This is a genomic window from Tessaracoccus antarcticus (assembly GCF_003688855.1).
Classification (GTDB): Bacteria; Actinomycetota; Actinomycetes; order Propionibacteriales; family Propionibacteriaceae; genus Arachnia; species Arachnia antarctica.
Genome location: NZ_REFW01000001.1, coordinates 1466651 through 1489329, shown reverse-complemented (window position 1 = coordinate 1489329; position 22679 = coordinate 1466651). Strand labels below are relative to the sequence as shown.

At 65.4% G+C, this 22679-nt stretch carries 22 protein-coding genes; 9 read left to right on the top strand and 13 right to left on the bottom strand.

The window, feature by feature from the left end:
* The first annotated feature begins 26 nt into the window (after positions 1-26).
* The 4 genes from EAX62_RS06540 (at position 27) to EAX62_RS16865 (ending at position 2338) form a co-directional block, all read left to right on the top strand.
* Entirely contained in the window at positions 27-827 is an 801-nt protein-coding gene (locus tag EAX62_RS06540; protein ID WP_121900765.1) for an isoprenyl transferase, read from the top strand.
* Positions 828-943: 116 nt separating this feature from the next.
* Positions 944-1645, top strand: coding sequence for a PAQR family membrane homeostasis protein TrhA (gene trhA, locus EAX62_RS06535; RefSeq protein WP_233557827.1), 702 nt, complete (start codon positions 944-946; stop codon positions 1643-1645).
* Positions 1537-2094: a PIG-L deacetylase family protein gene (locus EAX62_RS17495; RefSeq protein WP_199711138.1), complete on the top strand. Its 558-nt coding sequence runs from the start codon at positions 1537-1539 to the stop codon at positions 2092-2094. Before trhA ends, EAX62_RS17495 begins: the two co-directional genes overlap by 109 nt.
* Entirely contained in the window at positions 2048-2338 is a 291-nt protein-coding gene (locus tag EAX62_RS16865; RefSeq protein ID WP_121900763.1) for a hypothetical protein, read from the top strand. The genes EAX62_RS17495 and EAX62_RS16865 overlap by 47 nt, the downstream gene beginning before the upstream one ends.
* Before the next feature lie 597 nt (positions 2339-2935).
* Here EAX62_RS16865 and EAX62_RS06515 read toward each other — a convergent pair.
* From EAX62_RS06515 to EAX62_RS06485, 7 genes are all read right to left on the bottom strand, one after another.
* A complete protein-coding gene (locus tag EAX62_RS06515; protein ID WP_121900761.1) occupies positions 2936-4357 on the bottom strand; it encodes a sulfatase family protein in 1422 nt (473 codons plus the stop codon).
* Positions 4354-5868, bottom strand: coding sequence for a sulfatase-like hydrolase/transferase (locus tag EAX62_RS06510; RefSeq protein WP_199711137.1), 1515 nt, complete (start codon positions 5866-5868; stop codon positions 4354-4356). The genes EAX62_RS06515 and EAX62_RS06510 overlap by 4 nt, the downstream gene beginning before the upstream one ends.
* Positions 5865-6887 carry an aliphatic sulfonate ABC transporter substrate-binding protein gene (locus EAX62_RS06505; protein ID WP_121900760.1) on the bottom strand — a complete coding sequence of 341 codons (1023 nt, stop codon included), beginning with the start codon at positions 6885-6887 and terminating at the stop codon, positions 5865-5867. The genes EAX62_RS06510 and EAX62_RS06505 overlap by 4 nt, the downstream gene beginning before the upstream one ends.
* Entirely contained in the window at positions 6884-7711 is an 828-nt protein-coding gene (locus tag EAX62_RS06500) for an ABC transporter ATP-binding protein (RefSeq protein WP_199711136.1), read from the bottom strand. Before EAX62_RS06500 ends, EAX62_RS06505 begins: the two co-directional genes overlap by 4 nt.
* Positions 7708-8514 (bottom strand): ABC transporter permease, encoded by an 807-nt coding sequence (locus EAX62_RS06495; protein ID WP_121900758.1) that lies wholly within the window; start codon positions 8512-8514, stop codon positions 7708-7710. Before EAX62_RS06495 ends, EAX62_RS06500 begins: the two co-directional genes overlap by 4 nt.
* A gap of 2 nt (positions 8515-8516) precedes the next feature.
* The gene (locus EAX62_RS06490; RefSeq protein ID WP_121900757.1) at positions 8517-9731 is read right to left on the bottom strand and encodes an ROK family transcriptional regulator; all 1215 of its coding nucleotides are present in this window, start codon (positions 9729-9731) and stop codon (positions 8517-8519) included.
* Between the two features lie 159 nt (positions 9732-9890).
* Positions 9891-11903 (bottom strand): thioredoxin domain-containing protein, encoded by a 2013-nt coding sequence (locus tag EAX62_RS06485; protein ID WP_121900756.1) that lies wholly within the window; start codon positions 11901-11903, stop codon positions 9891-9893.
* A 59-nt stretch (positions 11904-11962) separates the two neighbouring features.
* Between EAX62_RS06485 and EAX62_RS06480 the strand changes: the two genes are divergently transcribed.
* Positions 11963-12568 (top strand): rhomboid family intramembrane serine protease, encoded by a 606-nt coding sequence (locus tag EAX62_RS06480; RefSeq protein ID WP_121900755.1) that lies wholly within the window; start codon positions 11963-11965, stop codon positions 12566-12568.
* On the opposite strand, the gene mca is transcribed toward EAX62_RS06480, so the two are convergent.
* Entirely contained in the window at positions 12556-13464 is a 909-nt protein-coding gene (mca, locus tag EAX62_RS06475) for a mycothiol conjugate amidase Mca (RefSeq protein WP_199711135.1), read from the bottom strand. The genes EAX62_RS06480 and mca overlap by 13 nt on opposite strands.
* Before the next feature lie 77 nt (positions 13465-13541).
* On the opposite strand from mca, the gene EAX62_RS06470 reads away from it, so the two are divergent.
* Both EAX62_RS06470 and greA read left to right on the top strand, forming a co-directional pair.
* A complete protein-coding gene (locus EAX62_RS06470) occupies positions 13542-13955 on the top strand; it encodes a DUF4307 domain-containing protein (protein WP_158600576.1) in 414 nt (137 codons plus the stop codon).
* Positions 13956-13964: 9 nt separating this feature from the next.
* Positions 13965-14465, top strand: a complete 501-nt coding sequence (gene greA / locus EAX62_RS06465; RefSeq protein ID WP_121900752.1) for a transcription elongation factor GreA — start codon at positions 13965-13967, stop codon at positions 14463-14465.
* A 43-nt stretch (positions 14466-14508) separates the two neighbouring features.
* On the opposite strand, the gene EAX62_RS06460 is transcribed toward greA, so the two are convergent.
* Together EAX62_RS06460 and EAX62_RS06455 are read right to left on the bottom strand one after the other, a co-directional pair.
* Positions 14509-14940, bottom strand: a complete 432-nt coding sequence (locus EAX62_RS06460) for a DUF2089 domain-containing protein (RefSeq protein ID WP_121900751.1) — start codon at positions 14938-14940, stop codon at positions 14509-14511.
* A gap of 3 nt (positions 14941-14943) precedes the next feature.
* Positions 14944-15741, bottom strand: coding sequence for a hypothetical protein (locus EAX62_RS06455; protein WP_121900750.1), 798 nt, complete (start codon positions 15739-15741; stop codon positions 14944-14946).
* A gap of 93 nt (positions 15742-15834) precedes the next feature.
* Between EAX62_RS06455 and EAX62_RS06450 the strand changes: the two genes are divergently transcribed.
* Together EAX62_RS06450 and msrA are read left to right on the top strand one after the other, a co-directional pair.
* Complete coding sequence (locus EAX62_RS06450; protein ID WP_121900749.1) at positions 15835-16509, top strand: uracil-DNA glycosylase; 675 nt, start codon at positions 15835-15837, stop codon at positions 16507-16509.
* Between the two features lie 39 nt (positions 16510-16548).
* A complete protein-coding gene (gene msrA, locus EAX62_RS06445) occupies positions 16549-17202 on the top strand; it encodes a peptide-methionine (S)-S-oxide reductase MsrA (protein WP_121900748.1) in 654 nt (217 codons plus the stop codon).
* 19 nt (positions 17203-17221) lie between these two features.
* On the opposite strand, the gene EAX62_RS06440 is transcribed toward msrA, so the two are convergent.
* The 3 genes from EAX62_RS06440 to EAX62_RS06430 all read right to left on the bottom strand — a co-directional run bounded on the left by EAX62_RS06440 (position 17222) and on the right by EAX62_RS06430 (position 22584).
* Positions 17222-18634, bottom strand: coding sequence for a multicopper oxidase family protein (locus EAX62_RS06440; RefSeq protein WP_233557826.1), 1413 nt, complete (start codon positions 18632-18634; stop codon positions 17222-17224).
* 124 nt (positions 18635-18758) lie between these two features.
* Positions 18759-19238, bottom strand: coding sequence for a hypothetical protein (locus EAX62_RS06435; RefSeq protein WP_199711134.1), 480 nt, complete (start codon positions 19236-19238; stop codon positions 18759-18761).
* An 85-nt stretch (positions 19239-19323) separates the two neighbouring features.
* A complete protein-coding gene (locus EAX62_RS06430; protein WP_121900747.1) occupies positions 19324-22584 on the bottom strand; it encodes a BTAD domain-containing putative transcriptional regulator in 3261 nt (1086 codons plus the stop codon).
* Positions 22585-22679 lie beyond the last annotated feature (95 nt).

Here is a 22679-nt window from a genome sequence, read left to right as displayed (position 1 = left end):
CCGCGCGAAGGTCCTAGGCTGCTCCCATGTCCGCACTCCGACGATTCGTCGACCGCTTCTGGCCTCCGAAGTGGCTGTACGCGACATACGTGTCGCAGTTGCGCGGCCAACTGGACATGGAGCGCCTCCCCCAGCACGTGGCAGTGCTGGCCGACGGCAACCGTCGGTGGGCCCGGCTCAACGCCCCCGGCGAGCCGCTCGAGGTGGGCTATCGCGCCGGCGCCGACAAGCTGCTGGAGTTCGTCGAGTGGTGCGACGAGGCCAACCTGCAGGTGGTGACGCTGTGGGTGCTCAGCACCGACAATCTGGACCGGTCCTCCGATGACGAACTCGGCCCCCTTCTCAAGGTCATCGAGGATCTCGTGGCCCAGCTGGCCGCCACCCAGCGGTGGCGGGTGCAGGCAGTCGGCGCCCTGGACCTCTTGCCCGAGGAGTGTTCCCGGTCGCTCATCGCGTGCGCCAACTCCACCATCGGGCACACCGGCATGCACGTCAACGTGGCCGTGTCCTACGGGGGCCGCCATGAGATGCGTGACGCCGTGCGGTCCCTGCTCGCATCCCGGCTGGAACAGGGCGCCTCCCTCGAGGACGTCGCCACCACCCTGGAGGTGGAGGAGATCGCGGAGCACCTCTACACCAAGGGGCAGCCCGACCCGGACCTCATCATCCGCACCTCCGGCGAGCAGCGCCTCTCCGGATTCCTGATGTGGCAGTCGGCGCACAGCGAGTTCTACTTCTGCGAGGCCCTGTGGCCGGATTTCCGCAAAGTGGACTTCATGCGGGCCCTCCGCGACTACACCCTCCGCGAACGACGGTTCGGCCGCTGACACCCTGCCAGCCGGGCCGAGGTCCAACGTCGACGCATCGGGGCCCCGTGCGGGGATTGGCTGGCACTGGGGAGTAACCTACGATTGCGTAGGTTACTTCAAGCGTAGGTATGAGAATGAGCCAGATCACCACTATGAGCCCCTCCCCCATGGACCCCAGCGTGGACACACCCGCCAAACCCGTCATGCGCGGCTGGCTGCACCTGGGCTTCGCGCCCGTGGCACTCATCGTGGGTGTGATCTTCACAGCGTTGGCCCCCACCCTGCTCGGCCGCGTCGGCTGTGGCGTCTACACCCTGGCGGCCGTGCAACTCTTCGGCACCAGCGCCGCCTACCACCGCGGCACCTGGAGCCCGACCACACTGGCGATTTTCCGCCGCATCGACCACTCCAACATTTTCGTCTTCATCGCGGGCACCTACACACCACTGTCCCTCGTGATGCTGGAGGGCCCCACCCGCATCACGGTCCTGGTGCTCGTCTGGGTCATTGCCATCCTCGGAATCGCGTTCCGTGTTCTGTGGCTCGATGCCCCCCGCTGGCTCTACACCTTCCTCTATGTCGCCATGGGCTTCGCCGCAGTGGGCTGGTTCCCACAGTTCTGGGAAGCAGGGGGCCCGGCAGTCGTTGTCCTCATCGTCACGGGCGGCCTCATCTACACGCTCGGCGCCGTGGCATACGCCACGAAGCGGCCCAACCCCAGCCAGAAGTGGTTCGGCTTCCACGAGGTGTTCCACAGCGCCACGATCCTGGCGGCGCTCTGCCACCTCATCGCCATCGGGCTCACAGTCTTTTCTGTCGGCGCCGGGGCTGCATAGCAGGACCCATCACTGACCTCCCCACCGACTGGCCCCCCCGGACGACCCCGAGTACGGCATGTCCGCGGCCGTGCACCGCTGGACTCGCGGGGGAAAGAAAGGTTATCTACACGCTGGTCACCAGCGGCGAGGCCGGTATTGAGGGCATGCCACCGAAGGAGTGTGGACACGTCCGCGAGGACGAGCAGCGACGCTCGGCAGCTCGCGTCGGGGTCAATGTTGTCGAGTTCCTGGGGTTCCCCGACAGCCAACTTGCCAAGGACGAGCCGTTGAGAGCCGCCATCGCCGCGGCAATCGGGCGGCATCGTCCCGATGTCAGTATCACCACTTCACCGGAGACAAGTACGGCCCCAGCATGGCGAACCAAGCCGACCACGTCTCTTCGGCCAGGCGGTTGCACACATGGACGGCGAGCAGGGTGGCTGGCTGTTCGAGACTGGCCCTGGTGACGGCCACGTGGTGCAGTTGGACAACCAGGACGTGGAGGCCGCCGTCGTCTCACTGTCCGAGCACGAGCAGTACCTCGGTGCTGGATTCAGCAACACCGGTGCCGGTGCAGGCGAGGCGCCAGGTGGACATGACTACGCAAGCCAACGACGGCACCCGCCGATCCCTGTTCATCGAGAGGGTTCTGAGTTCGAGTGGGGCGGTGTCCGGTGGCGATCCTCGCCGTGGGCGAGCCACAGACGGTGATCGATGATGTGGCATGGGAGCAGATGATTTTTGACTGGTGGACCAGCGTGGTGCTTGCCCCCGAGACTCCGTTGGCGATCATTCCATGTATAGCTGTTCAAATTGCGCACACCTCCAGTCGCGGTGATGCGCTGGGCGGTGTGCGTGTGGGTACTAACCACCGTCGCCGTGCTCTCTACTGGCTGGAGGCGGCACAGCAAGGACGGTGCTCGAACCCGCCTGGCGACCGGCGCAGCGACGGGACTAGTCGGCGGCGCGACGGGTCTCACCGGACCCTTGGCGGTGCTCCTTCACCTCTCAGGTCGGGACGGCGCCGAACGTACCCGAGCCAACATCGCAGTGTTCCTCAGCTTGTTATCTGTCCTGATGCCGCCGCTGCGGGTTCTGAGCGAAGTGCTCGGCCCCCTGCAAGCCTCGATCGGTCTAGCCCTCCTCCCCGGGTACGCCTTGACAACTGCAGTAAGACAAGCGCTGTTCCGGCCGGGCAACGAGAGGTTCTTTCGCGTCGTTGCCCACGTCGCCGTGGCAGCCGCGGGAGTTGCGGGGATGCCAGTGCGGCAATAGAGCACTACAACACAAACGCCACCCGCCTGCGACTCACTTGCCAGGAGGTCGGGGCTGCGAGGAGTGAGGTTCGTCTTTCACGGCTGCCTGCAACTCCCACAGACGGACCGTGAGTTCTTCACGAGTGCTGGCGTAGGCGGGATCGTGATAGACGTTGCGGATCTCCCCGGGATCATTCTCCAAATCATAGAGTTCCCATTCGGGCGTCCACGTTCTTGACGTCGTCCCGGCAATCCCCATCCCGTCGTTGTAGAAGTAGATGAGCTTGTGGCGGGTCGTGCGGATTCCATAGTGGGCGGCGGTGTGATGGTTCTCCTCGTCGTTCTCCCAGTACCTGTAGTAGAACTCGCCGCCTTCGACGTCGGGGCGCACCTCAGTCAGGTCCGGGTAGAAGCTCTCCCCCTGCATGCGCGCGTGTGGCTCAACGCGTCCACACTCCAAAACTGTGCGGGCGATGTCCACGTTCGTGACCATCCGGCGAAGCGGCTCAGGATTTGCTGGGATGGAGGCGGGATGGGACACAACGAACGGCATCTGGATCGACTGCTCGTACATGAATCGCTTGTCGAACCAGCCGTGTTCACCCAGGAAGAAGCCTTGGTCAGACAGGTAGATGACGAGAGTGTCCTCGAATAGTCCACGCTCGACGAGTGAGTCGAGCACCCGCCCAACGTTGTCGTCCACCGAGGCGACACACGCCAAATAGTCCTCCATGTAGCGCTGATACTTCCAGCGTGCCAACTGGTCGTAGGTGAGGCCCTGCGGCGGGTCAACCTTGAGGTCCTCAGTCGTCAGGTCGTCAGCGATGCGCATCATCGCCCGGTGGGCTGCCGAAGATCGGGTGGCGTAGTCATCCCCAAAGGTGTCGGGCACCGGAATCGCGACATCTGCGTACATCCCGGCGTGCTTGTCATCAGGAAGCCAGTTGCGATGCGGAGCCTTGTGGTGGATCAGCAGGCAGAAGGGCTTCTGGGGTGTGCGCTGGTCGAGCCATTGCAGGGACATGTCGGTGATGACATCGGTGGCGTAGCCCTTCACTACCTTCTCACCGTCAGGAGTGATGAACAGCGGGTCGAAGTACTCGCCCTGTCCCCTGAGGACGGCCCAATCATCGAAGCCTTCTGGGTCGTGCCCCTGACCTTCCCCCATGTGCCACTTGCCGAACACGGCCGTGGCGTAGCCTGCATCGTGAAGCGCCGACACGAACGTCGGCTGTGACGAGTCAATGGGCGTCTCCAACCCGTAAACGCCGTTCACGTGGCTGTAGGTCCCGGTGAGAATGGTCGCCCGGCTCGGTGTGCAGATCGAATTTGTGCAGTAACACTGCTCCAGTCGCCTTCCCGCCGCCGCGATCCGATCAATGTTGGGCGTCGTATTCACCTTGGATCCGTATGCACTGATCGCGTGGGCAGCGTGGTCATCGGTGAGGATCATCACGATGTTCGGTCGTGTCATTGCCCGCCTCCCTCGTCCGAGCTGTACGCGGCCTCGTCAAAACCACTGAGGCTCGGATCGTAGTCAAGGCCTCCGACGTCGTACATCGTGGCCATCCAGTGGTGAAAGTTGTCACCGCGTTCCCTCAACCGGTGGTACAGCCGTGCCATCAACCCGGTTCGGATCGCGACCAGTTCCGGGTGGTTGTAGCGGTTCTGCAGCTCATCAGGATCGGTCTTGAGGTCGTACAACTCGTTGACGCTCTCCGGGTTTATCACCAGCTTGTACCGGGCGTCTCGGATCATGCGCTGCGGGTACGGGAAATGGTGTCCGTGGAACTCACAGACAATATGGTCATCCCATTCGGGCGTTTCCCCCATGACGAGGGGCATGAGCGAGCGCGAGTCGACGGCGGGTGCCGGATCAAGTCCGCACCATTGCAAAATGGTAGCCGTGCAATCCATGAGACTGACGAACTCTTGCCGTTCCTGACCCTCCGGCCCACCCGGCATCCGCACGATTCCTGCGGTGCTGTAGATGTCTTCATACATTGCCGGCCCCTTGTCATGGAGTCGGTGCGCACCAGTGAACTCCCCATGGTCCGAGCTGAAGAACAGTGCGGTTGAATCCATGAGTCCGAGTTCACGCGCCGTGTCGAGGACGCGGCCGATTTGCTCGTCGATGAGGGTGACATAACCCCAGTAGACCGCAATCACCTTTCTGCTCTCGGCCTCGGTCATCGTGTCAAATGCCCAGTGTTTCGAATAGTTCTCCTGGACCTGGGGCTTTCCCGCAAAGGTCTCGGAGGATGATTTGGGCAGCGAGATTGCATCCGGGTCGTACATGTCGAAGTACTCGTTCGGGACGATGTAGGGAAGGTGCGGCCCGAAGTAGTGCAGTGCCAGGAAGAAGGGTGTCGAATCCGTTTCCGCGGCGGCTGCGTAGCGTCGGAGCATTTCGATGGCGCGCTCTGCCATGTAGTACTCGAAAGTTGCCTCCAAGGGTTGATGGAGCCGGGCGGCCAGTAGATTGCCCGGCGCCCCGTTGGGCAGGACCCCCCGCATCTGGTCGGAGATCGCGTACGGTGCGAGGTCTCGCTCCCGGAGGTAGTCAAGGTAGTCCGGATGGTCAACAGGGTTGTGCCATCCCTCCATGGGCGGCCCCTCGAAACCGAAGTCGGCCGCCGCCTTTTTCGTCCCGGCGTGCCACTTCCCGATGAGGCCACAGTTGTACCCTGCGTCCTTCAACGCCTCCGGGAACGTCCACTGGTCATCGGCCAGATCCTCGAGGTAGCCCACGTTGCGCTCGTGGTTCGCGAGAAGCTTGTGCCTGAACGGCGCCGCCCCGGTGAGGAGGCTGGCGCGCGCCGGGGTGCAGATCGCGGTGGGGGTGTACCACCGGTCAAACCTGGTACCGGAGGCCGCGAGGGCATCCAGATTGTCCGTCCGCACCACCGTGTTCCCGTAGCAGCCCAGGGTGTCGGTGCGTTGCTGGTCAGTGAGAACGAAGATGACGTTCTTCAAAGAGGTCACTTGCCAGCCTCCACAAACGCCTCACCCGTGTAGAACTCGCTCGCGACGACGGGGGTCCCCTCGATCTTCCCGTTGTCGGCGAAGAAGCTACTCATGGCGTCGAACCACTTGGTGATGGTGCCGTCTTCACTCATGGCGTCAAGATCTGCTGACGAGTAGTACTCACCGTTGGAGGCATCCCCCTTGATCGCGTCCAGCTCCGCCTTGTTCATCGTCGCGACCATCTGGATCACCTCGTCCATGTTCTCCTTGCGGTAGTCCATGGCATCGCGCAGCACCTTGAGCACCCGATTCAGCGCTTCCGGGTTCTTCTCCGGGTAGTCCTGACCGGTAACGAATACGTTGGGAAAGGCCATGGTGTCGGCAAAATCAGAGTTCTTGGCCAGCTCGACCAAGTCGGGAACCTGCTCCTTGATGACGTCGATCATCGGGTACCAGATGCCTGCAGCGTCGACCTGCTTGGAGGCGAAGGCCGCCACGACGGTCGAGGGATCCATCGCGACCTTCTGGATGTCGTCAATGGTCATGCCTGCCTTCTCGAGGGCGAGCTGGACGATCATGTCTCCGGAGGTGCCCTCGGGAATGGCTACCTTCTTGCCCTTGAGGTCCTGGATCGATGTGATGCCGGCCTGTGCAATGACGCGGTCGGCCTGGCCAGTGCCGTTGATGGAGACGACCTTGGCCTTTCCTGAGGCGGGCAGCCACATCGCTCCCGGGCCGATGTAGCCGAAGTCGAGGTCCCCTGTACCCATCGCCTGGATCTGGAGCGGCCCATTCGTGAACGACTTGAGGCTGGCCTCGACGCCGTGCTTCTCCCACAACTTCTGGTCATTGGCGACGGCGAGGAGCGATGTCCCGTTGAAGTCCGGGATGTAGCCGAAGTTCACGGGGAAGATCTCCTGGGTGGGCTGGCCGCTGGCATCAACCCCGGTCTCCTTGTCGGATCCGCACGCAGCGATGACTGCAATGGCTGGAATGGTGGCGAGTCCCGCGAGGAGGCTACGTCGACGAATGTTCATGATTTCTCACTTTCCTGATTGGCGGTGATCGCATCAGTGCGATCAGATTTGGGGCTCTGGTGATACACGGCATGCCAGATCTCGTTGCGCAGATCGGCGAACTCCCGGCTGAGGCGCATCTCCTCGGTTCGGGGATAGGGCAGGTCAACGTTGACGATCTTCTGGATTCGACCAGGACGTGCTGCCATGACAACGACACGGTTGGCGAGGAATGCGGCCTCATCGACATCGTGGGTGATGAACATCACGGTGCGCTTCTCCTGCTCCCAGGTGTGCAGGAGATGCTCCTGCATTTTCACTCGAGTCAGTGCATCTAGGGCCCCGAATGGCTCATCCATCAGCAGGATGGAGGGGTTCATGGCGTAGGCCCGGGCGATGGCGCACCGTTGTTTCATGCCGCCGGACAGCATCTTCGGCAAGGCATCCGCGAACTGTGTCAGGCCCACCATCTCGATGAAATGCTCTGCCCGTTCATGACGCTCTGCGGCAGACACCCTGGCAGTCTTGAGACCAAACTCGACGTTCTTGCGGACCGTGAGCCAAGGAAAGAGTGCGTACTGCTGGAAGATCACACCTCGCTCAGGACTCGGCCCCTTGACCAGCTTGCCATCGACGCGTGCCGTCCCGCTGGTGGGTTCATCAAGGCCCGCAAGGATGTTCATCATGGTCGATTTCCCGCACCCGGATGGCCCCACAACTGTGACGAACTCGTTGTCGGCGAGCGTCAGGCTGACTCCACCAAGGGCGTAGAACTGTTCCTTGCCCAGTTCATAGACCTTCGTGATGTCATTGATCTCGATCTTTGGTCGCTCATCGGTGTTCATCGTCGTTCCTGCCATCCGGTCAACTTCTTCTCAACGAGCAGCAAAGCTCGGTCCATGATCAGTCCCAGGATTCCGATGACGATCAGCCCGACGAAGATCGTCGGGAGTTGGTAGTAAATCTGCGCTTGCTGCATTCGGTAGCCGAGTCCTTCTTGCGCAGCGATCAACTCGGCTGCGACCACCGTGGCCCATGCTGAGCCAAGTCCGACCCGCATGCCCACGAGGATGAATGGTGTCGAAGCGGGTACGACGACCTTGGCAAAGATGGTGCCATCCTTGGCACCAAGTACCCGTGCTGCGTTGATGAGGGTGCGATCCACTTGGACGACGCCTTGGAATGTCGAGATGACACAAGAAAGAAACGCCGCCAGGAAGATCACGAAGATCTTGGGCTGCTCCCCGATTCCCATGAGAACGATCGCCAGTGGGATGATGGCGAGCGGCGGGATCGTGCGAAAGAATTGCACCCACGGTTCGAGCAGTCCCCGAGCCCACGCGTACCAGCCCATGACGAAACCAACGGGAATTGCCAGGGCAGTTCCGAGCGCAAAGCCGGTGAGCACTCGCGTCAGGCTCGCCAACATGTCGTTCCAAAGTGTGCCGTCGGCGGCAAGCTTCACTGCTGCTGCCAGAACCTCTGGGGGGCTGGGGAGATTGATGCCGGTGGCCGATAACGCCCACCAGATACCAACCCCCAGAAACAGAGTCACAACATTGAGGATTCGCTGGGTTTGCTGCCGAGGGTCCTTGCGGCGGGTAAGAGGTGCGATCGTGGGGGTCACGGGAGGCGCGTCAACGGACATGCTCACCTTCCGTGCAATTCGGGGGACAGAGAGGACATGGCGAACTCCTTCGTTCGTTGCGCGGGATGAAAAGCAGTGGTGAGGGAGGCGACGGCACCCAACGCGCCCGCCTCATCGCCGAGGTGGGCCAAGCGAACAGGGATGGTGACCGATGGGAGGACTTCTCCGGCCAGCGCTTTCGCTACGCGGGCGGTGAAGTCCACCGAAAGTCGGGCGACCTCACCGGTCAGAACAATCTCAGCAGGGTCGAGGATGACAGCAGCGGTACCGAGTACCTGACCAACGACCCTGGCGACGTCGTTGACGACCTCGAGGGCCGCCGTGTGGTTGTCACGCACGGCCTCGGCGGCGGCATCGATGGTGTACACCCCCAACCCGAGTTCGCGGCATGATTGCAGGACGCCACCGACCGACGCCAGGGTTTCCAGACACCCTCGCCGTCCACACCGACAGTCCCTGGCTCGGTCGGACCGGTCCACGATCACGTGGCCGGCTTCGCCTCCAAGCTGGTGCTCTCCCCGTACCGGGAGGCCGCCAGTGACGATGGCCCCGCCGACTCCAAGTGAGAGTCTGAGGTAGAGAAGGTTGCCCTCCGCTGAGGCGTTGGGGTGCGTCGCCTCTCCCAGAGCGGCAAAGCGAATGTGATGATCCACCCACACTCCGACGCCGAATCGCTTCCCGAACAGTTCGCAGACGCGTGCGCCAACTTGCTGATACGGCTCAAGGGGGGCCGCCACAACACTGGAATCCCACAGGGCCGAATTGGGTCCCGGCAGGCCTATGGCTATGCCCTGCAGGAACCGGTAGTGCAGAAGATCAGACCTTGCGAAGTCCTCGGCCAAGGTGATGGCGATGGCGCAGCGAGCACCCCATCCCTGATCAGGGAGGTACGCGCGGCAATCCGTAGCGATGACGTGACCGGAGGCATTGGTCACGAGCACGAGCACGCGATTGTGCGCGAAGTCGATTCCCATGTAGCGGGCTGCGCTCGGGTCGAGGCTCAGTACCTCTGCCGGGCGACCGCGGCCCGGCATCCTCACGGAATCCGCGATCACCACTGCACCTTCGTCGCGAAGCCCGGACAGCACCTCGGAGACAGTCGAACGGGTCACACCCACCCGCTGGGAGATTTGGTTTCGCGTGAGGCGTCCGCCGTCATGGAGGACATCCAGCACGGCTTGGCGGTGCTGATCTGCGAGGCTGCGTTCGGCCTTCATGGGTTCAAGCTACGGGGGGTTGATTATTCCGTAAATACGACGACAGAAATCAAAAAGGTCACAGTTTGGTAACGGCCACGCCCGTTCAGCCCAGACCCACGGCTGGCTGAACGTAGGTACCGCGACCCAAGGCAACCCTTGACCGCAGCCATCCACTCGTCAGACACGGCTCCACAGCGGTGTCTTGAGGTTGTTGTAGTCGGTGACCGGATCGAAGCAGACGGTCCCGCGACACACGTAGGCGGCGCGCTCCCCCCGGCCCTCCAGCAGGGTCCCGAAGCCGTCGGCCTCCGGTCGGGCACCCAGCACAACCGATCCGGCTGGCGCCAGGCGCCAGGAGGCGCGGGTGAGCTCGTCGAACGGGTCCTCCGTGGTCACGACGGCCGTGGCAGGCTTCAGCCCACGGCGCGCCTCGTCGCTGATGAGGAGATCCGTCAGCGCCGACCCGGCGAAGCGCGGTGAGCTCGCGACGGCGCTCCACGTGGTTCGTGCGGCCACGTCGGCCCGCTCGAGGAAGTCCTGGCGCTCGGCCAGCAGCCCCACCACCCGGAGCGCCGCGACGAGGGCGGAGGTGCCGCTGGGCGTGACGTGGTCGGTGAGTGATCGGGGTCGGTCGAAGAGACCGGTGTCCGGCGCGTCGTAGAAGCCCCCGTCCTCATGGCCGAAGAGTGCCACGGCCCGCTCCAGAAGCGCCTCGGCACGCCGCAGCCAGGCGGCGTCGCCCGTGGCGCCCGCCAGGGTGGCGAACGCCTCGGCCACCGCACCGAAGTCCTCGGCGGCACCGACGGCGCCGCCCACCACACCCTCCAGGGAACTGCGGCGCAGGTCCCCGTCGACGAGGTGCACGTCCACGAGGTACTGCGCAGCGCCCACTGCCATCTCCAGCCAACTGGGCTCGTTGAACACCATGGCACCTGTGGTCAGCGAGGAGATGGTGAGCCCGTTCCAGGCGGCCACCACCATGCGATCCGTTGCGGGGCGGAACCGCTCCTCCCGCGACTGCAGAAGCCGGGCGCACACGTCGTCAAGTCGCTCGAAGTCCGGCCGTCCGCGCAGCTGCAGGACTGACAACCCGTCCTCGAAGGTGCCGCCTGCCGTGACGTGGAACGCGTTTGCGGCCCAGCGGCCGTCTGGTTCCCCGAGCACGTCGATGAGCAGCTCCTCGTTCCAGGCGTAGAAAATCCCCTCGAACACGGCGCCGCGGATGTCGCAGGAGTCGGCATCCAGGGCGGAAACGAACCCTCCCGACCCGAGGCGCATCTCGCGCGCCAGCCAGCCAACGATCTGGTAGGCGGTGCGCTGCATCAGGGCGCGGAGTCCGGCATCGTGGTCGGCCGTCCGACGCCACCCGCGCACGTAGGTTCCCAGCAGCAGAGCGTTGTCGTAGAGCATCTTCTCGAAGTGCGGCACCACCCAGCCGGCGTCGACGCTGTAGCGGTGGAAGCCGCCGCCCACCTGGTCGCAGATGCCGCCCCGGGCCATGGCCTCCAAGGTGCGCTGCGCAATCTCCAGGGAGCGTGGCTCACCTTTGACGAGCAGGGCGTCCAGCACGGTGGCGGGCGGGAACTTGGGCGATGTGCCGAAGCCGCCGTGAATCATGTCGAAGTCGTCCTCGATCGAGTCGAGAGCGGCGCGCAGGTCCGGGGCGGCGTCGTGCTGTTCCGGCTCGGAGGCCGACGTGAGGTACCCCACGATCTGCTCCGCGGATGCCGCCAGGTCGCCACGGCGCTCGCGCCAGGCCTCACCCATGGCCTCCAGTACCTGCCGGAACGACGGCATCCCCGGGCGCGGCTCCGGCGGGAAATAGGTGCCGGTGAAGAACGGCTTGCCCTCCGGTGTCAGGAACGCGGTCATGGGCCACCCACCGGAGCCGTGGTTCATGGCCTGCGTCGCGGCCATGTAGACGGCATCAACGTCGGGGTGCTGCTGCCGGTCCACCTTGATGGGGATGAAGTACTCGTTGATGAGGGCAGCGATCGTGGGGTCGTCGAACGACTCGTGGCTCATGACGTGGCACCAGTGACAGGACGCGTAGCCCACGGACAGCAGGATGGGCTTGTCCGTCAGGGCGGCGTGCGCGCTGGCCTCGTCCCCCCACTCCCACCAGTCCACGAGCTGGTGCGCGTGCTGCAGCAGGTAGTCGCTGGCGGAGGCGGCAAGACGATTCGGCATGGCCGTAAGGCTACCCACTGACTCCCTGTGGATTTTCCGGGGCTGACACACTTGGAGGCATGAGACACCCGGCGTCGACGACACAGCCCAACCCCTGGCTCCGCGCGGTCATCGTGGTGGGTGGCCTGCTGGCCGTCATGTGGTTGCTGGAGGCAGTCGACCAGTCCACGAACAACAGCCTGGACCAGTTCGGCATCATCCCCCGCGACGTGGATGCCGCCGGCCACATCGTGCTGGCGCCGTGGCTGCACTTCGGGTGGGCGCACCTGGTCGCCAACTCAGGCCCGTTCCTGGTGCTGGGGGTGCTGACCTACGTTGCCGGGTTCCTCCGGTGGCTCGCCACGACGGTGGTCTCCGTCGTCGTCTCCGGTGTCACGGTGTGGCTCACCGCGCCACCCGGGTCCATCACACTGGGCGTCTCGGGCCTCGTGTTCGGCTACCTCGCGTACTTGTTGATCCGCGGGTTCTTCACCCGGCGCCCGGGCCAGATCGCTCTGGCAGTGGTCATCCTGCTGGTCTACGGGGGCGTGCTCACTGGCCTGCTGCCGACAGCGTCGAGCGTGTCCTGGCAGGGCCACCTGGGCGGGGCCCTGGGTGGTGGCCTGGCCGCGTGGCTGCAGTTCGGCCGTGGCGCCACCCGTCGCCGTTCACCTCAGATGACGTAGTCGGACACCAGGGGCTCCCGCAGCCCGGCGAACAGGTCATCCTCCGGGATGATGGTGGGCACCTTGGAGATCTTCAACTGGTAGTCCTCCGTGGGCCATCCCGCCTGCTGTATGGCAAGCGGCACGGCGAACCAGGGGCCGTCCGGGTCCACCTGCGTGGCGTGGGCGACCAGCGCCGCGTTGCGGACCTCGAAGTACTCGGCGCAGTGGATGAACGTGGTGAGGCGCCCGTCGGAGTAGGGATCATCGTCGCGGATGGGCACGGGTTGCTTCGAGGCCATGCCATGCTGGTGCATCAATTCTTCCAGCGCCGCGTAGCGCCGCCTGTGGAAACTCATGTGGTAGTACAACTTGGCGGCCTGCCAGGCGGGACCGTGTTCCGGCCATCGCGCCGGGTCGGCGGCGGCGACGAACGCCTCCATGGTCACGTTGTGGCACTGGATGTGGTCGGGGTGGGGGTAGCCGCCGATCTCGTCGTAGGTGGTGACGACGTGTGGCTTGAACTCCCGCATGATCTGCACGAGGGGCCCGGCAGCCTCGACGGGGTCCTGCAGGGCGAAGCAGCCGTCCGGGAGCGGCGGCAGGGGATCACCCTCGGGGAAGCCCGAGTCCACGAAACCGAGCCAGCGCTGCTCCACCCCGAGGATCTCCCGTGCGGCGGCCATCTCGGCCCGCCGGATCTCGGCGATGTTGTGCAGGACAGTCTCGTCGTGGGCCAGTTTCGGGTTGAGCACGGACCCGCGCTCACCGCCGGTGCAGGTGGCCACCATCACTTCCACACCTTCGGCGACGTACTTGGCCGTGGTGGCTGCACCCTTGCTCGATTCGTCGTCGGGGTGCGCATGGACGTGGAGGAGCCGCAGCCCGGAGCCGCCAACAGAAGTCATGCGCCACATTGTGTCGCGATCGCGTCCAGCACTGTCAAAAGGTGCCCGAAAGGCGGATACCGGGGCGACGCGGCACAATGGGGTCCGTGATCAGACCCATGAGCGATGAGGACCGGGGACGTATCGCCGCCCGCTACCCGCGGCGCAAGCCCGTCGACATCCTGGTGGCCGTGGTGGCGGTGGCAGCGCTGGTCGCCGCCATCTCCGTTGTCGTGGTGGCGGGCGTGCAACGCTCCAACCCGCCCGTGGCGGCCATGGTGCGCCAGTTCGACGTCACGTCGCCGCAGGAGATTGCGGTCACCATCGTGGTGCAACGCACCGATCCGGGCCAGGCCGCGACGTGCTCCCTCTTCGCCCAGGCGGTGAGCTACGAGTATGTCGGCGAGCTCGACGTTGAGGTGCCCCCGGGCACCGAGACCCTGACGACCGTCAGCCTCACGATGAAGACACTCAAGCAAGCCACGTCCGTGTCGGTGGAAAGGTGTCTCATCAACGGATAGGGTGGCGCAATGTCCGACATCACCCCCGACGTTGTGTGGTTGACACAGGAGGCCTACGACAAGCTCGAGGCTGAACTGGACCACTTCAAGAACATTGGCCGCCCCGAAGTGAGCAGCCGCATCCAGGCTGCCCGCGAGGAGGGTGACCTCAGCGAGAACGGCGGCTACCACGCTGCCAAAGAGGAACAGGGCCAGATGGAGAGCCGCATCCGCCAGCTGGAGCACCTTCTGGAGACGGCCCACGTCGGCGAACCGGAAGGCGACCCCGACGATGTCACCCCCGGCAAGGTCGTGACGGTCGCCTACGACGGCGACCCCGACGACACGGAGACGTTCCTGCTCGGTAGCCGCGAGGTGCTGGGAACCGACGAGTCCATTGAACAGGCCGTCTCGCCCCAGTCACCCCTGGGCGCCGCAGTCGTGGGTAGGCGGGTGGGCGACAAGGCCTCCTACGATGCCCCCAACGGCAAGACCATCCACGTGACCATCACCGCGGCCCGCCCGCTCTGACGGACTTCCCGACCTACTCGACAACGACCCTGGTGGCCGGCCTTCAGAGGCTGGCCAGCAGGGTCGCTGCGATGTCGGCGCTGATCTCACCAGCGGCGACGCGTGCCAGCACCTGCTCCTGGGGTGACATCGGCTCCTCCGCGGGCTCGCCGGTCACCGGGTCGCTCGGGTCGGACTGGCTGTCCGCAGCGTCGCCGGTCGGGGTGAATCCCAGCTTGTCGATGACGGCGTCGAGCCGAGCGCGGGCCGTCGGGTAGGACACCTGGAGGTGCTTCTCCACCTCCCGGAGATTGCCGCGCGATGTCAGGAAAACGCGCAGCAGGTCAAGTTCGCTCGTCTCGAGTCCACAGTAGGCGCAGCTGGTGAACTCGCCTGCCAGTTCGGTGCCGCAGGTGCGGCAGCCCTTGCGGGTGACGATGAGGTCATCCCCGCAGACGGGGCAGTCCGCCGGTGCGTGGTACAGGTGATGTGTCATGTGTCAGTCCTCCACCTTGATGGTTGCCATGCCCATGACGACGGAGACGTCGAGGCGTGCCGATCCATTGCCGACGATGAACTCGTCGACTTCGGCGTTGTCGTCCGGCCAGGTGATGCGGCCCAGTCGGGCCTCGCCGCGGACGGTGACGTTGGCGCCGTGCGTCAGCAGGATGCTGAGGCTGCCGGACTCCACCTTCACCCGGGAGCGTCCCGTGCTGATCGGTCCTTCGAGTGTGACGCCGCCAGCCTGGGCCAGGAGGTCGCCGACCTCGTCAACGCCCTCGAGCGTGCAGCCGCCCGCGGTCACACGGATACGGCCGAGGCGGGGCACCCCAGTGGTCTTCAGCCCTCCCGTGGTCACCTCCACGTCCACGACCAGGTTCGGGTTCACACGCACCAGCAGTTCCTTGCCCAGCCCGATGTCGCGGAAGTCGTCGAGGCTGCGGGGTGGGCGGATCAGCGAGAAGCCCTGGAAGCTCGGCCCGAACTCGCCCGTGCTGCTGACCTCCATGACGGTGCCGTTGCGGCGCAGGACGTGGCGGCCCTCCACGACCAGCGTCGACACCGAGGGGTCACCCTCGACGCGGACGCGGCGCCCCACGGACGTGATGGCCACTTTCGTCAAACCACCGGTGCGGGGGCCCTGATCCCGGGAGGCCTTGGCCCTCTTCGGGCTGTCGGCATCCTGCTCGCCGGTCTGCCGCGATTTCAGTTCATCGATTCTGCGACTGGCCTCGGCGGCGTCGATGCGCCCCGCTGCCAAGTCGTCCAGAATCGGACCCAGATCAACATTGCTCATTGCACGATTGTAAACTCCACCTCGATAATTGGCAAGCTGTTTTTCCATTCCTTGAACTCCAAATCTGGCCGCGCGCTGTGGCACGCTGAGTGCATGCCTCGACCGCTGACCGAACTGCTCGCCGATGACTGGGCTGAGGCTCTTTCGGATGTGGAACCGACCATCCACCAGATGGGCGACTTCCTGCGCGTCGAACTGGCTGAGGGCCGGGGATACCTGCCAGCCGCTGAGAACGTCCTGCGCGCGTTCACGCGTCCCATGGCTGACGTCCGGGTCCTCATCCTGGGACAGGATCCGTACCCCACCCCCGGGCACTCCGTCGGTTTGGCGTTCTCCGTGGCCCGTGACGTCTCCCCCCTGCCCCGCAGCCTCACGAACATCTACGCCGAGATGGAGTCCGACCTCGGTACCCCCCCGGCCAGCCACGGCGACCTCAGCGCCTGGTTCACCCAGGGCGTGTTGCCTCTGAACCGTGTCCTCACGGTGCAGCCGGGTGTCACGGGCTCGCACAGGCGAAGGGGCTGGGAGGGCGTCACCGGCGCCGCCATCAGCGCGCTCGCCGCGCGCGGCGGCCCGCTGGTGGCCATCCTGTGGGGTCGGGACGCGCAGACGTGTCTGCCGCTGCTGGGCGACGTGCCCGCCATCTGCAGCCCTCACCCCTCCCCCTTGTCTGCGCGCCACGGCTTCTTCGGATCCCGACCCTTCAGCAGGGCCAACGCCGCACTTGTGCAACAGGGCGCCGACCCCATCGACTGGCGCATCAGCTGACACTGGGGCGGGGTTGCGGGGCGACCTAGACTTTCCACCATGGATATCGACGTCATGGGCTGGATCAAGAAATCCCTCAAGCCGCAGATGGTGGGCGAGGACGATGCGCTGCAGGGGCGCGACACCGCAGTGCTCAACCCCATTCCCCGACACACCGTGCTGGGGCTCCCGCTGGACGAGGTGCCAGAGGGCTGCGACGTGGCCTACTTCGCCATGGGCTGTTACTGGGGAGAGGAGCGCCTGTTCTGGCGCACCGATGGCGTGGTGAACACCGCCGTCGGCTTCATGGGCGGTTTCACGCCCAACCCCACGTACAGGGAGTCCTGCACGGGTCGCACCGGGCACGCCGAGACCGTCCGGGTGGTGTTCGACCCCTCGAAGGTCAGCTACGACGAGCTCCTGCAGATCTTCTGGGAGAACCACGACCCGACGCAGGGTGCCCGCCAGGGCAACGACGTCGGCACGGAGTACCGCTCCGCCATCTTCCCCGTCAGCGACGAGCAGTTTGCGACGGCAACACGGTCCCGCGACTCCTACCAGCTGCGGATGACGGAGGCTGGCTACGGTGAGATCACCACGGAGATCACTCCCGACCTGCCGTTCTACTACGCCGAGGACGAGCACCAGCAGTACCTCGACAAGAACCCTGGCGGCTACTGCCCTGTGCATGCGACGGGTGTGGCCTGCGGCTGACCACCGACACCCCGCAGTCCTACTCGGGCTGGTTGCCCGCCTGACCGCCGACCACGAACGACGTGGTGACACCGGCGTACATCAGGTGGGCGATCATGCCCATGGCTGCGTGCTTCAGGTTGTGGCAGTGGTCCATCCAGATTCCCGGGTTGTCGGCCAGGAAGGCGATGTCATACGTCTCGCCATCCAGCACGTTCAAGGAATCCACCCACCACGGCGATCCGGTGCTGGCGACGCCATTGCGCGACAACACGACTGCATGGTGCCCGTGCAGGTGCATCGGGTGGACCTCACCGCTGTGGTTGGCGATTCGCATGACTGCGACGTCCCCCTCCTCCACCACGAACATCGGAACGTCCGGGTATAGGTGGCCATTGATCGACCAGTACATCCCGGGCCTGCCCCGGTAAAACCCCGGTTGACGGCCGATGGAGTACTTAAACACCCGGTCCGGCCGGCCCGGATCGAACCCGATGGACGTTCTGGTGCCGTAGTGCAGCATGTCGAGCGCAGAGGTCGGGTGCGCTACTGGCGGCGCGGCGCCGTGGCCCAGAATGACCGCGGTGCTCTGGCTCAGCTGGACCCGGACGGCGGTTCCGTCCCGCGGCGTCCTCACTTCGAGGTCGGCGCGCCCACCTGCGGTCACGACCAGGCTGTGATGTGCCACGGGTGTCGGGCCGTGCAGCTCCCGGCCGTCCACGGCCAACACCGTGTACGACGTCCCGACCCAGACGTCCATGGGGCCGTTGTCGGTATTGATGATTCGGACGCGTACCCGCTCTCCGGGGCGAACCTCCACCGGTTGGTCACCCGTGCGGCCATTCAGCGTACGGTTGCCCCCGTACACATGTGCCACGGCGATGACCTCAGCCATGTCCGAAGCCGGACTCGATGGACGAACCACCAGCGGACCAAACAGTCCTTTCGACACCTGTTCGTTGGACGCCTGGTGCGAGTGGTACCAGTAGGTGCCCTCGTCCTCGGCCACGAACCGGTAGGTGAACTCTTCACCGACCCCCACGTCGTCCTGCGTCACACCTGCCACCCCGTCCATCGCGTTCGGGACGTCGAGGCCGTGCCAGTGCAGGCTGACACCGGCTGCCACGGATTGGTTCCACAGGTGGACCTCGATCAACTGCCCGACGACAGCACTGATCATCGGGCCCGGCGTCCGGCCGTTGAGCGTGTACCCGGGCATGGCCCTCCCGCCGATCGTCACCTCCTGCTCCCGGGCCACCAGGTCGAACGTGACGTCGGCCACCCGTCCGGGATCAGCCACGAAGTCAGTCACGCTCCGGCTCGGCATCGTGTGCTCTCCATGATCCATCACCGATGGGCCGCCACCGTGGTCCGGGTATCCCATGTCCAGTACGGAGTAGGCGGCCGGCATCAGACTGCTCGCCCACAGCCAGCACACAGGCCCGAGTGTCACGACGAGAAAGGCGACAGGCGCCACCAGCCGAAGCCGGTGGCGCCTCGCCCCACGGGGGCGTGACTCCCCCCTGTGCCCGCCCCCACGTCTGACAGCCATCGTGTGCTCCCCGTCCATCATCAGCTCAGCTGATGTCCGCGTTGGCTTTGACGGGTTGTGTCGTGATCGTGGCAGCGGTCACATTTCTCGACACCATCCGACGTCCAGCGACGACCGCGCAGGCCAGCAGGATGAAAGCGAACAGGCCGTGCAGAGCACCCAGCCAGTAAATTTCATGGGCGAATATCCCCAGAAGGACCTGACAGATGATGCTGGCCACCACCAGCAACGCCCATCGGGTTGCCCCGGTCATCTTTGTGAAGAAGGAGACGACCAGCAGTACGAGGCCGACGACGGGGACCACCGACATTCCGAACGTGCCGTGGAGTTCGAAGCCGCCAACCCCTGCGAAGTCCGTGGTGTTGGACTCCATGGCTGCCTTGTCCAGGACGCTGCCGCCCTGGATCCAGGCGAAGAGACCGAAGACGCCCAGGGCCATGACCGCCGCCTGCACCGCCACCAGTGCCGCGATCAGATAGGCCAGGACTCGATAGATGGTTCTCATTGCAGTTCCTCCTTTGAAGGACGTTGATGAGACCAGCCTCCTCAGGTCGGTTCGCGTGGCCTTCGGGTTTTCTTCAGGAGGGCTTTCAGTGGTGACGGGAGAAGGTCTGGGGTTCCAGACCCCACTCACTCATCCACTGCACATAGCGGTGGTAGGCACGCCGGGCCTCGCCATGGCGTCCCAGCGTGGTCAACGTGGAGACCAGGTTGAGCGAGGCCGGCTCGTCGTAGGGGTCGTGGCGGAGGAGCCGGAGCAGCAGCCGGGAAGATGCCTCATGGTCGCCGGAGGCGGCCGCGTTCTGGGCGAGCGCCCGACACACCGAGACGTAGGCCAGGCGAGCATCGTCGCGGTCCTGGCTGGACCAATCGCTGTAAGGCTCGTCGGAGAGCAATTCGCCGGTATAGGCCGCCTCCGCCCTGGCGAGCAAGCGCACCGCGGCCGGGTCGCCCGAGGCCCACAATCTCAGACCGGTCGTGGCGTCGGAGCTGAACTGGCGGTGATCAGCATCCACGTGGGCCCAGTCCAACCAGATGCACTCACCCGTGGCAACGACAAAGAAGTCGGCGGGATGGCCGTGCTCAGGATCCAGAACGGAGCGCAGAGTGGACAGCGTCACTGACAGTCGCCCGGCGGCCTGGATTGCATCCTCGGGCCAGAGCAGCTCAAGCAACACCCCACGCGGCACGGGGCAGCCCCGGACCACCAGGATCTTGAGCAACTCACGCGCCCGCTTGGACTGCCACGCCGATCCAGGGATGCGGCACCCCTGCACGCTCACGTCGAACGCCCCGAGGACACAGACGTGAACCAACCGCCGACTGCTGGCCTCCACCCAATCCTGCGCCCGCGCCACCGCATCATGCAATCGACGTGCACCCGTACGCCCGGCCACACCGTCGGCGATCCCCAACAGTTCCTCGGACAGGGAATCGACGCTCATCCCCGCACGGATCACCTGGTTGAATCCGTGACCGATGGGGTCGCCGACGGTCTGCCACAATGCCTCGGCCTGGTCCAGCAGCCGGGAGGACTGTTCGGCATCCCCACTGCACACGGCCAGAATTTCCAGCGCTTCCGCCAGGTGACTGCGGTCGCGACGGGCACCAGCGAGCGCCTCGGCCTCCCTCGCGAACGCCCGGGCGCGCTCCCGATCACCGCACGCGAGCGCAACTCTCCCGGCGACCACAAGGGCACGGGCACGCCCAGGAGCGCTGCGCAGCGCCACGGCCTGTGCTGCGAGACGACCCGCCAGTTCGGGTTGCTCGTCGAGGACGACGAGAGCCAACCCGGTCAGAGCCGGCACCAGGCCCTGGACATCGTTGGCCGCCCTGCTGACCGTGACCGCTTCCTCGAAGCAGGCTTTGGCGAGCAGGGACAATCCCTGCAGGTGATAGACGTCTCCGAGGTACGCCAGCGCATACCCGCCGATCACCGAGCCTGCGCTCTGGGCGTCATCACGTGCCGTCTGCAGGTCGTCGACGGCCTCATCGAGCCGGCCCAGATGACTCAGGGCCTGGCCGCGGTTCGTCAGTACCAGCCGCCGATACGGTGAACCGCCCGCCATGTCACAGATCTGCAGCGCCTCGTCCAGCATCTGAATGGCCGCCGGGTAGGCATCCTCGTCGCAGAGCGCCGAGGCACGATTGGCCCGGATCCGAACCAGCATCAGGGGGTCGCCCGCTCGCTCGGCACAGTCCAGTGCGCGCAAGTAGTGGGCCGCGTTGGCCCTCCGGTCCCCATCCAGGGCGGCCAACATAGCGGCCGCCGTCTCCGCGACAGCCTGAGCCTGCGGGTCCCAACAGGCCTGCGCCAGCCGTGTGGCCTCCGCGACCAGTTCGCGGCACCGGGGCACCTCACCGCGCACCCAGTGAACGGCCGCGGCCCACCCCGCCAGCAGTGCGCGGGTGCGGTCGTCGGGCTCAGCGGCCAAACCGGTTCTGTAGTGGGCGAGGGCGGACTCTATGGACCCGTCGAGGTGGTGGATGAGGCCAGCGGTCAGCGCCGCTCGCGCATCACGCGCGGCGAGGGATTCCAGCCGTCGCAGGGCCCCGTCCCAGTCGCCTGAGCCGTAGCGAGCCAGACCCTCCAACAGATCAAGCTCGGGAGTTCGTTCCTGGTCGGCCACGGTCGGGGTCCAGCTCAGCACAGTGTCGCGGGCGGCTGCCAGAAGCGCATACGGATCGACGGCCGCAATGAGTCTGAGCGCACCCGGGGTGTCCTGCGCAGCGACAAACATCTGCAGCGCCTCAGCGAACCGCCCGCCGCGCTCCAAGTCAACGGCGATCCGTCGGCGGATGCTGCGGGGATCCTCCAAAGAGGCGGAGGCGACGTCCGTCAGCGCATCAGCCACCACCTGAACCACCCGAGCCTGTTCGGAGAGCTCATCTGCAACCAGCAGTCCCTTGCTCAGCAGATGACGGATGGCCGGGGCGGCGTTCAGAACGCCGAGGACGCTCGCCGTGTCGGCCGAGATGTGTCCGAGGGTGACGGCAAGCTCCAACACGCGCCGCTCGACGTCATCCAGTCTCGGGAGAACATCCTCCACGAGCAGGCTCTGCACGGGACCGCTGCGATCGCCAACGCGCCCCAGCGCCGACAACCGGTCCGACTCCGGCACATCCAACAGCGCATCGACGGCGATGGCCACCGCAGCAGGCCAGCCGGAGGTGAGCTTGTGGATGCGCTCCGCCAACGCGGTCGACTTCCCCAGCCGGGAGGCAACGACCGTCGCCGTCTCCTCCCGGGTGAAAGCCATGCGCGGCGAGTCGAGCGCAAGCACCTCTCCCTGGGCCCGGAGCCGGCCCAGCCGGATCGGCGGCATGATGCGTGCGATCAGGACCAGGTGCAGCCTGGCGGGGGCCTGTCTGATCAGGGCGTCAAGCAGCTGGGATCCCGGCGAACCACCGGAGAGCTCGTCCACCTCGTCCACCACCAGGGCGATGTCGGTCGTTGCCGTCTCGGCGATCGCGGCAGCCAGCTCCCCCGCGAGAACATCGGCGTGCGCGGTGACGGCGCCGCTCGCCCCTGGACCGAGCTCGCCACTGAAGGGCGCCTCACCCACTCCGAAGTCGAGCGCTGGCAGTTGCACCCGTAGTGCAGCGACCAGCGCGAAGGTGAGCCGGACCACGTCCTGGTCACCGGCGTCAAGCGTGAGCCAGGCAGGGTCATGCTCAATCGCCCACGAAGCGAGCAAGGTGGTTTTGCCATAACCCGAGCCGGCGACAACAGTGGTCACCCGTCGACTCATCACCGCACCGAGGAAGTCAAGCAGCCGCTCACGAGGCACGATGAGCGGAGATGGTGAGGGCGCAAGGATCTTGGCGATACTCGTCTGCCGACGGACCATCACGTACTCCTGACCCCGGACGCACGATGTGTTCGGTGGCCCCACACTCCGGGACACGGTGCGTGGACCTCCAAAGAACGACCCGGGCAGTGTAC

Excerpts from the sequence above, each read along its gene's own strand:
- EAX62_RS06540 (WP_121900765.1), top strand. The coding sequence starts at position 27 with ATGTCCGCACTCCGACGATTCGTCGACCGCTTCTGGCCTCCGAAGTGG.
- trhA (WP_233557827.1), top strand. The coding sequence starts at position 944 with ATGAGCCAGATCACCACTATGAGCCCCTCCCCCATGGACCCCAGCGTG.
- EAX62_RS16865 (WP_121900763.1), top strand. The coding sequence starts at position 2,048 with ATGGACGGCGAGCAGGGTGGCTGGCTGTTCGAGACTGGCCCTGGTGAC.
- EAX62_RS06515 (WP_121900761.1), bottom strand. The coding sequence starts at position 4,357 with ATGACACGACCGAACATCGTGATGATCCTCACCGATGACCACGCTGCC.
- EAX62_RS06505 (WP_121900760.1), bottom strand. The coding sequence starts at position 6,887 with ATGAACATTCGTCGACGTAGCCTCCTCGCGGGACTCGCCACCATTCCA.
- EAX62_RS06500 (WP_199711136.1), bottom strand. The coding sequence starts at position 7,711 with ATGAACACCGATGAGCGACCAAAGATCGAGATCAATGACATCACGAAG.
- EAX62_RS06495 (WP_121900758.1), bottom strand. The coding sequence starts at position 8,514 with ATGTCCGTTGACGCGCCTCCCGTGACCCCCACGATCGCACCTCTTACC.
- EAX62_RS06490 (WP_121900757.1), bottom strand. The coding sequence starts at position 9,731 with ATGAAGGCCGAACGCAGCCTCGCAGATCAGCACCGCCAAGCCGTGCTG.
- EAX62_RS06485 (WP_121900756.1), bottom strand. The coding sequence starts at position 11,903 with ATGCCGAATCGTCTTGCCGCCTCCGCCAGCGACTACCTGCTGCAGCAC.
- EAX62_RS06480 (WP_121900755.1), top strand. The coding sequence starts at position 11,963 with ATGAGACACCCGGCGTCGACGACACAGCCCAACCCCTGGCTCCGCGCG.
- mca (WP_199711135.1), bottom strand. The coding sequence starts at position 13,464 with ATGTGGCGCATGACTTCTGTTGGCGGCTCCGGGCTGCGGCTCCTCCAC.
- greA (WP_121900752.1), top strand. The coding sequence starts at position 13,965 with ATGTCCGACATCACCCCCGACGTTGTGTGGTTGACACAGGAGGCCTAC.
- EAX62_RS06460 (WP_121900751.1), bottom strand. The coding sequence starts at position 14,940 with ATGACACATCACCTGTACCACGCACCGGCGGACTGCCCCGTCTGCGGG.
- EAX62_RS06455 (WP_121900750.1), bottom strand. The coding sequence starts at position 15,741 with ATGAGCAATGTTGATCTGGGTCCGATTCTGGACGACTTGGCAGCGGGG.
- EAX62_RS06450 (WP_121900749.1), top strand. The coding sequence starts at position 15,835 with ATGCCTCGACCGCTGACCGAACTGCTCGCCGATGACTGGGCTGAGGCT.
- msrA (WP_121900748.1), top strand. The coding sequence starts at position 16,549 with ATGGATATCGACGTCATGGGCTGGATCAAGAAATCCCTCAAGCCGCAG.
- EAX62_RS06435 (WP_199711134.1), bottom strand. The coding sequence starts at position 19,238 with ATGAGAACCATCTATCGAGTCCTGGCCTATCTGATCGCGGCACTGGTG.
- EAX62_RS06430 (WP_121900747.1), bottom strand. The coding sequence starts at position 22,584 with ATGGTCCGTCGGCAGACGAGTATCGCCAAGATCCTTGCGCCCTCACCA.